The sequence below is a fragment of the Haloactinopolyspora alba genome (assembly GCF_003014555.1).
Taxonomy (GTDB): domain Bacteria; phylum Actinomycetota; class Actinomycetes; order Jiangellales; family Jiangellaceae; genus Haloactinopolyspora; species Haloactinopolyspora alba.
In genome coordinates this window covers 69,592-82,700 of sequence record NZ_PYGE01000015.1, presented here as the reverse complement: position 1 = coordinate 82,700, position 13,109 = coordinate 69,592, and the positions used below count along the sequence as shown (strand labels likewise).

13 protein-coding genes and 1 pseudogene are annotated in these 13,109 nt (G+C 71.6%); 11 read left to right on the top strand and 3 right to left on the bottom strand.

Features of this window, described 5'->3' with window-relative positions:
- Window positions 1-53: 53 nt before the first annotated feature.
- Window positions 54-1,466: a Si-specific NAD(P)(+) transhydrogenase gene (sthA, locus tag CLV30_RS18540; protein ID WP_205740608.1), complete on the top strand. Its 1,413-nt coding sequence runs from the start codon at window positions 54-56 to the stop codon at window positions 1,464-1,466.
- On the opposite strand, the gene CLV30_RS18535 is transcribed toward sthA, so the two are convergent.
- The 3 genes from CLV30_RS18535 to CLV30_RS18525 are packed head-to-tail and all read right to left on the bottom strand — an operon-like array spanning window position 1,463 to window position 3,337.
- Window positions 1,463-2,392 carry an aminoglycoside phosphotransferase family protein gene (locus CLV30_RS18535; protein ID WP_106538716.1) on the bottom strand — a complete coding sequence of 310 codons (930 nt, stop codon included), beginning with the start codon at window positions 2,390-2,392 and terminating at the stop codon, window positions 1,463-1,465. The two genes, sthA and CLV30_RS18535, sit on opposite strands and share 4 nt — an antisense overlap.
- On the bottom strand, window positions 2,389-2,826 hold the full coding sequence (locus CLV30_RS18530) for a ferritin-like domain-containing protein (RefSeq protein WP_106538715.1): 438 nt from the start codon (window positions 2,824-2,826) through the stop codon (window positions 2,389-2,391). The genes CLV30_RS18535 and CLV30_RS18530 overlap by 4 nt, the downstream gene beginning before the upstream one ends.
- Window positions 2,827-2,833: 7 nt before the next feature.
- Window positions 2,834-3,337 (bottom strand): hypothetical protein, encoded by a 504-nt coding sequence (locus CLV30_RS18525; protein WP_129710914.1) that lies wholly within the window; start codon window positions 3,335-3,337, stop codon window positions 2,834-2,836.
- A gap of 185 nt (window positions 3,338-3,522) precedes the next feature.
- Between CLV30_RS18525 and rimP the strand changes: the two genes are divergently transcribed.
- The 10 genes and pseudogenes from rimP to CLV30_RS18475 all read left to right on the top strand — a co-directional run bounded on the left by rimP (window position 3,523) and on the right by CLV30_RS18475 (window position 13,021).
- The gene (rimP, locus tag CLV30_RS18520; protein WP_106538713.1) at window positions 3,523-4,005 is read left to right on the top strand and encodes a ribosome maturation factor RimP; all 483 of its coding nucleotides are present in this window, start codon (window positions 3,523-3,525) and stop codon (window positions 4,003-4,005) included.
- 7 nt (window positions 4,006-4,012) lie between these two features.
- Entirely contained in the window at window positions 4,013-5,014 is a 1,002-nt protein-coding gene (gene nusA, locus CLV30_RS18515) for a transcription termination factor NusA (protein ID WP_106538712.1), read from the top strand.
- Window positions 5,015-5,048: 34 nt separating this feature from the next.
- The gene (locus tag CLV30_RS18510) at window positions 5,049-5,387 is read left to right on the top strand and encodes a DUF448 domain-containing protein (RefSeq protein WP_106538711.1); all 339 of its coding nucleotides are present in this window, start codon (window positions 5,049-5,051) and stop codon (window positions 5,385-5,387) included.
- Window positions 5,388-5,478: 91 nt separating this feature from the next.
- Complete coding sequence (gene infB, locus CLV30_RS27605) at window positions 5,479-8,568, top strand: translation initiation factor IF-2 (RefSeq protein ID WP_106538710.1); 3,090 nt, start codon at window positions 5,479-5,481, stop codon at window positions 8,566-8,568.
- A 194-nt stretch (window positions 8,569-8,762) separates the two neighbouring features.
- Window positions 8,763-9,056 (top strand): annotated as a pseudogene (locus CLV30_RS18500) (DUF503 domain-containing protein); the annotation flags it as partial.
- Window positions 9,057-9,123: 67 nt separating this feature from the next.
- A complete protein-coding gene (gene rbfA / locus CLV30_RS18495) occupies window positions 9,124-9,564 on the top strand; it encodes a 30S ribosome-binding factor RbfA (RefSeq protein WP_106538708.1) in 441 nt (146 codons plus the stop codon).
- On the top strand, window positions 9,557-10,432 hold the full coding sequence (gene truB, locus CLV30_RS18490; RefSeq protein WP_106538707.1) for a tRNA pseudouridine(55) synthase TruB: 876 nt from the start codon (window positions 9,557-9,559) through the stop codon (window positions 10,430-10,432). The genes rbfA and truB overlap by 8 nt, the downstream gene beginning before the upstream one ends.
- 11 nt (window positions 10,433-10,443) lie before the next feature.
- The gene (locus CLV30_RS18485; RefSeq protein ID WP_106538706.1) at window positions 10,444-10,899 is read left to right on the top strand and encodes a MarR family winged helix-turn-helix transcriptional regulator; all 456 of its coding nucleotides are present in this window, start codon (window positions 10,444-10,446) and stop codon (window positions 10,897-10,899) included.
- An 80-nt stretch (window positions 10,900-10,979) separates the two neighbouring features.
- Window positions 10,980-11,447, top strand: a complete 468-nt coding sequence (locus CLV30_RS18480) for a MarR family winged helix-turn-helix transcriptional regulator (RefSeq protein WP_106538705.1) — start codon at window positions 10,980-10,982, stop codon at window positions 11,445-11,447.
- Entirely contained in the window at window positions 11,444-13,021 is a 1,578-nt protein-coding gene (locus CLV30_RS18475) for an MDR family MFS transporter (protein WP_205740607.1), read from the top strand. The genes CLV30_RS18480 and CLV30_RS18475 overlap by 4 nt, the downstream gene beginning before the upstream one ends.
- Window positions 13,022-13,109: the final 88 nt, after the last annotated feature.

Genomic DNA, 13,109 nt, shown 5'->3' with positions numbered 1-13,109 from the left:
CGCCTGCGCCGTCATGCTTGGACGTGACCGACCGACGCCGGAGGAGGGCTCGCGTGGACGACCCGGAGTACGACTACGACCTGCTCGTCATCGGATCGGGACCGGGCGGGCAGAAGGCGGCCATCGCCGCCGCGAAGCTCGGCCACCGCGTCGCGGTCGTCGACCGGCGGGACATGATCGGCGGCGTCTGCGTGAACACCGGGACGATCCCGTCGAAGACGCTGCGCGAAGCGGTGATCTACCTGACCGGGCTGTCGATGAAGGAGCTGTACGGGCAGTCCTACCGGGTCAAGCACGACATCACCGTCCAGGACCTGCTGGCGCGCACACAGCACGTCGTCGGCCGTGAGGTCGAGGTGGTGCGCTCGCAGCTGTTCCGCAACCACGTCGACCTCGTCGTCGGCACCGCACGGTTCACCGGGCCGCACACCGTCGTCGTCGAGGGGTCGGGGGAGCGGCGCCAGCTGAGCGCGGCCAACATCGTCATCGGGACCGGCACCCGGCCGGCGCGGCCGCCGCACGTCGAGTTCGACGACGGCCGGGTGGTCGACTCCGATGGCATCCTGTCCCTGGAGCGGATCCCGGACTCGATGGTCGTGGTCGGCGCGGGTGTCGTCGGCATCGAGTACGCGTCGATGTTCGCCGCCCTGGGCACACGCGTCACCGTCGTCGAGCGCCGTGAGCGGATGCTGGAGTTCTGCGACCCGGAGGTGGTCGAGTCGCTGAAGTTCCACCTGCGCGACCTCTCGGTCGCGTTCCGGTTCGGTGAAGAGGTCGAGAAGGTGGAGATCGGCCGGCAGAGCACGGTGACGACGCTCGCCAGCGGCAAACGCATCCCGGCCGAGACCGTCATGTACTCGGCCGGCCGGCAGGGGATGACCGACGAGCTGGACCTCGAGGCCGCCGGGCTGACGGCGGACGCGCGCGGGCGCATCTCCGTGGACGGGCAGTACCGCACGTCCGTGCCGCACATCTTCGCCGTCGGCGACGTCATCGGTTTCCCGGCGCTCGCGGCCACCAGCATGGACCAGGGCCGCCTGGCGGCGCAGCACGCGTTCGGGGAGCCGGCGAACGAGCTGCACGACATCCAGCCCATCGGCATCTACACGATCCCGGAGATCTCCTACTGCGGGCGCACCGAGGTGGAGCTGACCGAGGCCGCCGTGCCGTACGAAGCCGGCATCGCCCGCTACCGCGAGCTGGCACGCGGGCAGATAGTCGGCGACTCGTACGGCATGCTCAAGCTGCTGGTGTCGCCGTCCACCCGGCACATCCTCGGCGTGCACGTCTTCGGCACGAACGCCGCGGACCTGCTGCACATCGGCCAGGCGGTGATGGGGTGCGGCGGCACCGTCGACTACCTCGTCGACACGGTGCTGAACTATCCGACCCTGTCGGAGGCGTACAAGGTCGCCGCGCTGGACGTCACGAACAAGCTCCGCGAGCTGGAACGGTTCGACCTCTAGCCGGCGAGGCTCTGCGCCACCCAGGCGGAACGGCGACGGTCGTCGTCCATCCCGTCCTCGGCGTACCAGACGATGTTCTGCACCTCGCGCGCGATGGACCACTCGCGCACCCGGTCGTGGTCGAGGCCCGCGGCGTCGGCGATGACTCGCATCCGCCGGCGCAGCGCCGCGGCGCGGTCGGGGCCGTCGAGGTCGTCCAGCCGGTTCCACAGCATCGGAACGACGGCGAACTCGCGGTCGCCGGCGAGCGGTTTCGGGTCGATGGCCAGCCAGTCGCCGCGCCCCGCCGCCGCGACGTGCGCGGGTGCGGCGAGGACGTTCTCGTAGTGCAGGTCGGTGTGGACGAGCCGGTCACCGGACTCGGGCCCGAGCCGGCGGGCCGTGTCGACGGCGCGCTCGAGCAGCTGGTCCGGCGCCGGGCGGCCGAGTTCGCGCCAGCGCCGGGGCAGCTCGTCGACCCAGCGCTCGGCTTCGGCGGCGACGGTGCCGAGGGCGGCGGGCGCCGGCACCGCCAGCCGGTTCAGCAGGTCGGCCAGCACCGGGACGGCCTCGTCGACCGGGACACCGGTGAGGTCGTGGTCGCCGTCCAGCCGCTCCAGCAGCATCGCCCGGCGTGGCGGGTCGGCCTCGAGCAGACGGACCGCACCGGAACCGTCCCACACGGCCAGCGCGGTGTGCTCGTGCTCGTTCTCCCGGTCGGCCGGAGAGATCTTCAGCACCGCCGGCTCGCCCGCGGCGGTGCGCACCGGCACGACGACGCCCACCATGCCGTGCCACGGCTGTCCGGACGGCGGCAGGTCGAGGCGCAGGTCCCACTGCCGGAGGTACTCGGTGACCAGTCCGGGCAGCGAGTCGGCCCAGCGGGCGCCGCTCGTGCCGAAGAAGTCGACGGCAGAGCGGCGCAGGCCGTCCGGAACGGTGATCATGCGCCGGCCCGGTCACCGAGCCCCGGGAACGCGACGGCCTCGCCGTTCCAGGACCGCAGCGCGTCGCGGTGCGCGGCGACGAGGCCCTGCGCGGCGAACCGGCGCAGCTGCGGGGTGTCCGCGGCGCCGGCGAGGTCGGCGTACAGCGTGGCGAGCCGGCGTTCCAGCACGGTGGCCAGCCGGACCGCGCCGGACTCGTCGGTGACCGGCGCGGGGAGGGTGTAGGCGGGCTCGGCCACGACCGGCTGGGCGCCGGCCTCGCGGACCAGGCGAGTCAGCGTGTCGCGGCGGGCACGGTGCGACCGGAGCGCGGCACGGGCGGCGTCGTGGTCGTCCGGCAGGTGCGCGCCGACGACGCCGTAGCCGTAGACGCAGGCGTGTTCGCCGGCGAGCACCGCCTGGGCGGCGGTCAGTGCTGCTTGCGCGTCGCTCACGCGGTGATCACCCCGATTCCAGGACGGCGGCGTGCCCGCTCTCGCAGGCGGCGACCGAGGCCAGCAGTGCCGCCAGCCGGGGTCCGGTGGCGGCCGCGCAGTCCTGCACGCGTGCGCGGCCCGCGGCGGCCTCGGCCTCGACGACCGCGTCCAGGGCCGCTGCCGCGTCGCCGGGGACGTCGGCCGCGGGCAGCCCCGTCGTGCCGTAGGGGAGCGGGCCACCGGACTCGAGGGTCGCGAGGTGCTCTTCGTGCCGAGCGGTCAGCGGCGCAAGCGTGTCGGCCAGGTCCGGGTGCGACTCGACCGTCGCGCGGTGCAGCCTCAGCAGGACGCGTTCGGCACGCACCGCCCGCCAACGGACCTTGACGTCGGCGTCGAGGCGGGCGCGCGAGCCCGGAGCCGTCTTGGCCGCCGAATCGGCGCCGCAGGCCGCCGGGACGGCGCCGGCCAGCGGGACGGCCGCGGCTGCGACGAGCAGGCGCCGCCGTCGTCCGTCGACCACTTCGCTCACCGGGACACCGTAGCCGGTGGCGCCGCGGCACCCGCCGGCAGCCGCCGCCACGCCGTAGTGCTGTCATGCGCGGCGCCGATGTTGGGCTACGCTGGGTGTACCGGCGCGGGGTGCGCCGGACGGCCGCGTGCGCCATCAGCCGCTGCGCGTCCACGGCAGACAACTCGACATCGAGGAGGGCACGGATGAGTTCTGCCACTCGTGACCTTCTGCGGCGGATCATCGATCCGGTCGTGACGGCCGAGGGCCTCGACCTCGAGGACGTCGAGCTCACCCAGACCGGTAAGCGTAGTCAGCTGCGCATCGTCGTCGACTCGGACGAGGGCGTCGATCTCGAGCACTGCGCCGAGGTGTCGAGGCTGATCGCACGGGCGCTCGACGACAGCGACGCCATGGGCGACGACCCGTACACGCTCGAAGTCGGTTCGCCGGGGGTCTCCCGGCCGTTGACGCTGCCGCGGCACTGGTCGCGCGCCGTCGGCAGGCTGGTGCGTGTCCGGTTCCACGGCTCGGACCGGCAGGCCGTGACCGGCCGGGTGGTCTCGGCCGGCAAGCACGCGGCGGTGCTCGAGGTCGACGGCGCGAACCGCGATGTCGCCTACGACGACGTCCGCAAGGCCAAGGTTCAGGTCGAGTTCCGTCGCGACGACGACGGCGAAGAGGAGTGACGTCAGCGTGGACATCGACCTTTCGTTCCTGCGGGCGCTGGAGCGGGAGAAGGACATCTCCTTCTCGCTCGTGGTCGAGGCGCTCGAACGCGCGCTCCTGCTGGCCTACCAGCGCTCCGAGCACGCTCAGCCGCGGGCGCGCGTCGAGCTCGACCGCACCAGCGGACACGTCACGGTCTGGGCGCAGGAGCTCGACGAGGCGGGGACCGTGGTGCGGGAGTGGGACGACACCCCCGAAGGGTTCGGCCGGATCGCCGCGACGACCGCGAAGCAGGAGATCCTCCAGCGGCTGCGCGACGCCGAGGACGAGGTGACCTTCGGCGACTATCTCGACCGCGAGGGCGACATCGTCTCCGGCACCATCCAGCAGGGCCACGACGCCCGCACGGTGATGGTGAACCTCGGCAAGATCGAGGCCGTGCTGCCGGCCGCCGAGCAGGTCCCCGGAGAGCGTTACGAGCACGGCAGCCGCATCCGCTGCTACGTCGTCCAGGTGCGCAAGGGCACCCACGGTCCGATGGTGACCCTCTCTCGCAGCCACCCGAACCTGGTGAAGAAGCTGTTCACGTTCGAGGTCCCCGAGATCGCCGACGGCACCGTCCAGATCGCGGGCATCGCCCGCGAGGCCGGTCACCGCACCAAGATCGCCGTGCACGCGACGGTTCCGGGCCTGAACGCGAAGGGTGCGTGCATCGGCCCCATGGGCTCACGCGTGCGCGCGGTGATGACCGAGCTGCACGGTGAGAAGATCGACATCGTGGACTGGTCGGAGGACCCGGCGGAGCTGGTGGCTCACGCGCTGTCGCCGGCGCGTGTGCAGCGGGTCGAGATCGTCGACCTCGAGGAGCGCGCGGCCCGGGTGACCGTCCCCGACTTCCAGCTTTCCCTGGCCATCGGCCGTGAGGGGCAGAACGCCCGGCTCGCCGCCCGGCTGACCGGCTGGCGTATCGACATCCGTTCCGACACCGATCCGGAGACGGTGATTCGTTCCGCCAACACCCCGGCGTGACGTCTTCGGGCCGGATAGACGCTAGACTGTCTGCGTGGAAGACCGCGCGTCCGGCCGGCCGCCTGTGCGCACGTGTATAGGTTGTCGGTCCCGTGCGGTGAAGTCCAACCTGCTCCGAGTCGTCGCGGACGGCTCCGGCTCACCCCGTGAGCTGGTGCCCGATGTCGACGGCCGGCTTCCGGGACGGGGAGCGTACGTTCACCCGCGCTCGGAATGCCTCGACTTAGCCGAGCGACGTCGAGCGTTCTCGCGAGCCTTGCGCAGCGAGAGGACGCTCGACGTCACAGGGCTGCGTCGGTGGTTCGCTGGGCAGGAGGATCAACCCGGTCGGCCAGGACGGCCGTCCGGCCAGGACGAAGGAGACACGACGTGACGCTCACGAGCGCTCCATGAGCACACAGCGATGAGCACGCGCACCACCTAGCCGGTCCGAGCCGACGCGCCCCGGACCGAGAAGGAGAGCAGTGGCAAAGGTCCGGGTACACGAGCTCGCCAAAGAGCTCGGCGTAACGAGCAAGGACGTCCTCGGCAAGCTGGGCGACCTCGGAGAGTACGTCAAGTCGGCGTCCTCGACCGTGGAAGCGCCTGTTGTCCGTCGCCTGAGGGACGCATACGCCAACGAGCAAGCCGGCGCGAAGTCCGGTGCGTCCGGCGGCAAGTCGGGCAAGCGCCCGCCGAAGCCGTCGCCGCCCACAGCCGGCACCACGACGACACCGTCGGAGCAGGAGCAGTCCGGTCCGTCGCAGCCGGAGCCGCAGCCGTCCGGCATCGAGCCGGCCGCGCCTGCCGCACCGGCGGCCGACCCCGGCACCGTGGCGGCCGAATCCGGCGCGGCCGCGGACGCAGCGGCGCCGGCGACTCCGGCGGCCCCGAAACCCGGTCCGCCGGCCAAGCCGGGACCGCAGCCCTCCGCCGCTCCCGAGCAGGAGCAGGCGGACAGCTCGAACGGCCGCGGGCGGGCTCCGACACCTGGTGACGTCGCGCCCAAACCCGGTCCGGCGAAGCCGAGTGCGCCCAAGCCGGGCGCACCCAAGCAGGGTGGGGCCAAGCAGGGCGGCGCCAAGACCGGCGGGTCCAAGGACAGCGGCCAGAAGCCCGGCTCCGGCTCGGACCGGTCCGGCGGGCCGCGGCCGGGCAACAACCCGTTCGGTGGCGAGAACACCGGCATGGGCCGGCGTCAGGGCGGCGGTTCCCCCCGCCCGGGCAACAACCCGTTCTCCTCCGGCGGCTCCACCGGCATGCAGCGTCCGTCCTCCCGCCGCGACAGCGGCGGCGGGTCCGCGCCGTCCGGCGGGCCGCGGCCGTCGCCGGGGGCCATGCCGGCCAAGCCCGGCTCCGGCTCCGGTGGCGGTGAGAGCGGCAGCGGCAGCGGCAGCGGTGGTCCGCGGCCGAACCCGGGCATGATGCCGTCCCGCCCGTCCAACCGTCCTGGTGGCGGTAGCGGCGGCGGTGGCGGCGGTGGTCGTCCCGGTGGCGGTGGCGGCGGTGGCCGTCCCGGCGGCGGTGGCGGCGGCGGTCGTCCCGGCGGCGGTGGCGGTGGCGGCGGTCCCCGTCCCGGCGGTGGTGGCGGCCCTGCCCGACCTGGCGGCTTCGGTGGCGGTGGCCGTCCTGGCGGCGGTGGCGGCCGTGGACGCGGCGGCACGGCCGGTGCGTTCGGCCGTCCGGGTGGCAAGCCCGCGAAGAGCCGCAAGAGCAAGCGCCAGAAGCGGCAGGAGTACGACAACATGCAGGCGCCGTCGATGGGCGGTGTGCGGCTGCCGCGTGGCAACGGCCAGGTGGTCCGGCTGCCCCGTGGCGCCTCGCTCGCCGACTTCGCCGAGCGCATCGATGTCGACCCCGCCCAGCTGGTCCAGGTGCTGTTCGGCCTGGGTGAGATGGTCACGGCCACGCAGTCCGTCGACGAGGAAACGTTCCGCGTGCTCGGCGAGGAGCTCGGCTACGACCTGCAGATGGTCTCGCCCGAGGACGAGGACCGCGAGCTGCTGGAGTCCTTCGACATCGACTTCGAGGCCGAGGACGACACCAACGCGACGCCGCGTCCGCCGGTCGTGACCGTCATGGGTCATGTCGACCACGGTAAGACGAAGCTCCTCGACGCGATCCGCAACGAGGACGTCGTCGACGCCGAGGCCGGCGGCATCACCCAGCACATCGGCGCCTACCAGGTGCACGTCCCGCACGACGGCGTGGAGCGCGCGCTGACGTTCATCGACACCCCGGGTCACGAGGCGTTCACCGCCATGCGTGCCCGTGGTGCCCAGGTGACCGACATCGCGATTCTGGTCGTGGCCGCCGACGACGGCGTCATGCCGCAGACGGTGGAGGCGCTCAACCACGCGCAGTCGGCAGGCGTGCCCATCGTCGTCGCCATCAACAAGATCGACGTCGAGGGCGCCAACCCGGACAAGATCCGCCAGCAGCTCACCGAGTACAACCTGGTGGCCGAGGAGTACGGCGGCGAGACGATGTTCGTCGAGGTCGCGGCGAAGCCGGGCCAGAACATCGACAAGCTGCTCGAGGCGGTGCTGCTGACCGCGGACGCCGCACTCGACCTGCGTGCCAACACGGCCATGGCCGCACGCGGTGTGGCCATCGAGGGTCACCTCGACAAGGGCCGCGGCCCGGTGGCGACTGTCCTGGTCCAGCGCGGCACGCTGCGTCAGGGCGACTCCATCGTCACCGGTCAGTCCTACGGACGGGTGCGGGCGATGCTCGACGAGTACGGCAACTCCATCGTGGAGGCCGAGCCGTCGCGGCCGGTGCTCGTGCTCGGCCTGACGGCCGTACCCGGTGCGGGCGACAAGTTCCTCGTCGCCGAAGAGGATCGCACCGCCCGCCAGATCGCCGAGAAGCGAGAGGCGGCGGAGCGCAACGCGGCGCTGGCCAAGGCCCGCAAGCGGGTCACGCTCGAGAGCTTCATGGCCGAGAGCAAGGTCGAGACGCTGAACCTGATCCTCAAGGGCGACGTGTCCGGCTCGGTCGAGGCGCTCGAGGACGCGCTGGCGAAGATCGACGTGGGCGACGAGGTGAACCTGCAGATCATTCACCGCGGCGTCGGCGCCGTCACGGCCAACGACGTCAACCTCGCCTCGATCGACCGCGGCATCATCATCGGGTACAACGTGCGGCCGCAGAGCCGCACGGTGGAGGACCTCGCCGACCGTGAGGGCGTCGAGATCCGGTACTACTCGGTGATCTACGCGGCCATCGAGGAGATCGAGGCGGCGCTGAAGGGGCTGCTCAAGCCGGAGTACGAGGAGAGCCAGCTCGGCACGGCGGAGGTCCGCGAGGTGTTCCGCTCGTCCCGTGTCGGCAACATCGCCGGTTGCATGGTCACCAGCGGCATCATGCGGCGCAACGCCTCCGCCCGGCTCATCCGGGAAGGCGTCGTCGTGGGCGACAAGCTCCAGATCGCGTCGCTGCGCCGGGTCAAGGATGACGTCACCGAGGTCCGCGACGGGTTCGAGTGCGGTATCAGCCTCGGGAACTTCAACGACATCCAGGTCGGCGACATGATCGAGACGTACGAGATGAAGGAGAAGCCGAGGGGCTGAGGTTCGGCCGTTGTGGTCGCCTTTCGTGGCGGCGGGATGGGGTGCTCTTGTCTTGGGCTGCTCGCAAGCTCGCTTGACGCCCTGCGACAAGACATCCCCATCCCACCGCCCGGTCAGACCATCCGTCCGTACCTCAACAGCGATGCGTGGGGTTCGTCGCGCGGACTCCTTCATCCGTAGTGCTGGGGGCGGTTGTGTTCGTGGGGACGATCACGTTCGATCTGTTGCTGGGGGACGTGCGCTCCCTGAAACAGAAGCGGGGCGTGGTGCGGCCGGTCGTGGCCGAGATCAGGCGTCACTTCGACGTCGCCGTGGCCGAGGTCGGGCACACCGATCTGTACCGCCGGGCCGAGATCGGGGTGGCGGTGATCGCCGCGGACTCCGGGCGCTGCGCCGAGGTGCTCGACGTCGTCGAACGGCATGTCGCCGAGCGACCGGAGATCGAGCTGCTGTCGACGCGGCGTAGGTTTCATTCTGATGAGGACGATCCGCAGCCGTCCGGTGTGATCACGCCCGATCGAACCGGAGCGGGGGAACGAGAACGAGGAGACACCCATGGCTGATCCAGCGCGTGCCCGCAAGCTGGCAGACCGGATCCGCGAGATCGCGGCCGAGACGCTGGAACGCAGGGTCAAGGACCCGCGGCTGGGGTTCGTGACCGTCACCGACGCCAGGATCACCGGCGATCTGCGTGACGCCACGGTGTTCTACACGGTGTACGGCGACGATTCCGAGCGCGCCGCGACGGCGGAGGCGCTCGAGAACGCGAAGGGGCTGGTCCGCTCCGAGGTGGGGCGGCGCACCGGCGTGAAGTTCACGCCGACGCTGGAGTTCGTCGCGGACGCCATCCCGGAGAACGCGGCGCACATCGACGACCTGCTGCGCAGCGCGAAGGAGTCCGACGAGCAGGTGGCTCGTTCGGCGGCGGAGGCGCAGTACGCCGGCGACACCGACCCGTACCGCCGCCCGGACGACGGGGACGACGAGCGTGCCTGACTGGCACGGCCTGGTCGTCGTCGACAAGCCCTCCGGCTGGACGTCGCACGACGTCGTCGGGCGGCTCCGCCGGTTGGCGGGCACCCGCCGGGTGGGCCATGCCGGCACGCTCGACCCGATGGCCACCGGCGTCCTCGTCGTCGGCGTCGGCAAGGCGACCAGACTGCTGGGGCATCTCAGCGGCACCGAGAAGTCCTACGACGCCACCATCCGGCTGGGAGCGCGCACGCTCACCGACGACGCCGAGGGCGAGGTGACCGGTGGCGCCGACGCGTCCGCGGTCGACGAGGCGGCGGTGAGCGCCGGGGCAGCAGCTCTGACCGGCGATATCGAGCAGGTTCCCAGCGCCGTGTCGGCGGTCAAGATCGACGGCGTGCGCTCGTACCGGCGGGTCCGCTCGGGCGAGGACGTGCAGTTGCCGGCGCGACCGGTGACGGTGCACCGTTTCGACGTGACCGGGCTGCACCGCGACGGCGGGTATCTCGACGTGCAGGCGCAGGTCGTGTGCACGTCCGGGACCTACGTCCGGGCTTTGGCGCGTGACCTGGGCGAATCCCTCGGTGTCGGCGGTCACCTGACGGCGCTGCGGCGCACGGCCGTGGGCCCGTACCGGATCGAGGCCGCCCGCAGCCTCGACGAGCTGGCGGAGCGGTTCGACATGATGTCGATGGCCGACGCCGCCGCCGAGTCGTTCCCGCGGGTCGACGTCGACGAAGAGACCGCCCGGCGGGTCTCGCACGGCGTGCCGTTGCCGGCGACCGGCAAGGGGCCTGGGCCGGTGGCGGTCTTCGGCCCGGACGGTACTCTTCTCTCCCTGGCCGAGGACCGAGGTCCCCGCGCCAAGCACGTGGCCGTCTTCGTGGGATGAGAGTCGGGGAGATGAACGGGGCCGATCGTCAGCAGGTGCACGAGCAGCTCGAGTCCGAGCTCACGCTGCTGGGGCGGCGGATCCGGCGGCTGTCCACGACGCTGGCCCGGCAGGTCGACGACCGCCTCGAGGCCGCCGCGTACGGACTGCTCAGCGCGCTGAACGACGCGGGCGACGTCCGCGCGGGTGACCTGGCCGAACGGTTCGGGCTGGACAAGTCGACGGTGAGCCGCCAGATCGCGCAGATGGAGTCGATGGGTCTGGTCCAGCGGGTGCCGGACCCGATGGACGGCCGGGCGCGGCTGATTCACACCACGGACGAGGGCCGCGAGCGCGTGCGGCAGCTGCGCGAGGCCCGGGGCCGGTGGTTGCGCGCGGCGCTGGAGGACTGGCCGGCCGACGACGTCGACCAGATGGTCGACCTGGTCGGCAGGTTGAACGTGGCCCTGGAGGTCCGCGAGCCCTGAGGCGTGAAAGTTGCGTGCAGCAACCATCGTCCGTATAGTTGTATGCGTCAACCAATAGTCTCGTCCGACGGAGCTCCGCCATGTCCGGAGACGTCTGGGGCGAGGTCGTCGAGCAGGTCCGCATGCTCATGCGATCGACCAGGCACCTCTCCCAACGGCATCTCGAAATCTACGAGGGCCTCGGCCCGACCCTCGGCGGCATGCTCGGCCTGCTCGCCCGTGAAGGACCGATGCGGCTCACCGGGCTGGCCGAACAGCTGCATGTCGACACCTCCGTCGCCAGCAGGCAGGTAGCCGAGCTCGTCGACCGCGGCCTGGTCGTGCGCCGGCCGGACCCGGCCGACGCACGCGCCGGCCTGCTCGAAGTGGGCGACGAGGGCCGTGCCGTCGTCGCCCGGTTTCACGACCGGCGCGCCGAGGTGCTCGCCGCCGCGCTGAGCGACTGGGACGCGGCTGACGCGCACCAACTCGTGACGCTGCTGACCAGGCTCAACGGCGACTTCCGCCGGGTGCTGTGCACCGACGAACTGCAGGAAAGGACCGCATGACCACCGACGTCGCGAACGACGAACCGGCCGCGTCCAACGGCGCGATGACCCACCGGCAGGTGCTCGAGGCGCTGTCCGGCCTCCTGCTCGCCATGTTCGTCGCGATGCTGTCCGGCACGATCGTCGCGAACGCGCTGCCGCGGATCATCGCCGACCTCGGCGGCACCCAGAGCCAGTACACGTGGGTCGTGACGGCCACGCTGCTGGCCGCGACCGCGACCACCCCGATCTGGGGCAAGCTGTCCGACCGGATGAACAAGAAGCTGCTGGTGCAGCTGTCCATCTCGATCTTCGTCCTCGGCTCGGTCCTGGCCGGGTTCTCGCAGAGCACCGGCATGCTGATCGGATTCCGGGTGCTGCAGGGCCTCGGCATGGGCGGGCTGCAGGCGCTCGTGCAGATCGTTCTCGGGTCGATGGTCAGCCCTCGTGACCGTGGCCGCTACATGGGCTACTTCGGCGCCGTGCTCGCCGTCGCCACCGTCAGCGGGCCGCTGCTCGGCGGCGTCATCGTCGACACGCCCTTCCTCGGGTGGCGGTGGTGCTTCTGGGTCGGTGCCCCCATCGCCGGCGTCGCCCTCGTGTTGCTGCAGAAGACGTTGCACCTGCCGGTGCTGACGTCGAACAACCCGATCGACTGGCGCGGTGCGCTGCTCATCCCCGGCGGCATCAGTGTGCTGTTGGTGTGGGTGACGCTCGCCGGTGGCAGCTTCGCGTGGGTGTCGCCGGCCAGCGCCGCGTTCGTGGCGGCCGGGGTCGCACTGGTCTGCGCGGCCGTCGTGGTCGAGCGGCGGGTACCGGACCCGGTCGTGCCGCCCCGGCTGATGCGCCAGCGGACGATGATCCTGGCCATCGTCGCCAGCGTGTCGGTCGGTATCGCGATGTTCGGCTCGGCGATCTTCTTCGGGCAGTACTTCCAGATCGCCCGCGGCTACAGCCCGACCGCGGCGGGGCTGCTGACGCTGCCGATGATGGTGGGGCTGATGTCGGCCACGACCGTCACCGGCCAGTTGGTGACACGGACCGGGCGGTGGAAGAGGTTCCTCGTCGGCGGCACGGCGATGGTCGTCACCGGCCTGGCGCTGCTGGGAACGATCGACCACACGACACCGCTGTGGCAGGTCGGCATCTTCATGGCGATCATGGGCATCGGTGTCGGCTCGACGATGCAGAACCTGGTCCTCGCCGTCCAGAACGGCCTCGACTACCGCGACCTCGGCTCCGGAACGTCCACCGTGACGTTCTTCCGCACCCTCGGCGGCGCGTCCGGCGTCTCCGTGCTCGGAGCGATCCTGGCCAGCCACGTCACGTCGCTCATCTCCGAGGGGCTCGCCGGGCATCCGGGCGCGAGCGCGGCCACCCAGAGCGGCGGCTCCACGTCGCTGGACGTGGGGTCCATGCCCCCGGCCGTGCGCACCGTCGTCGAGCACGCCTACGGCGACGGTACGGCGCTGGTATTCCGGATCTCCGCCGTGGTCGCGCTCGTGTCGTTCGTCGCCGTGCTGTTCATGCGCGAGACGTCGTTGCGGACCACCGTCGGCACGGACGAGCAGGATCAGGCCCCCGAACGGACGTGAGATCGTCGACGTCGGACTACGTGGCCCTCGACCGGTGTTGTCAGGGACAATGACCTTCGGTCGCCACCGCGGCGGCCCATCGAGGACT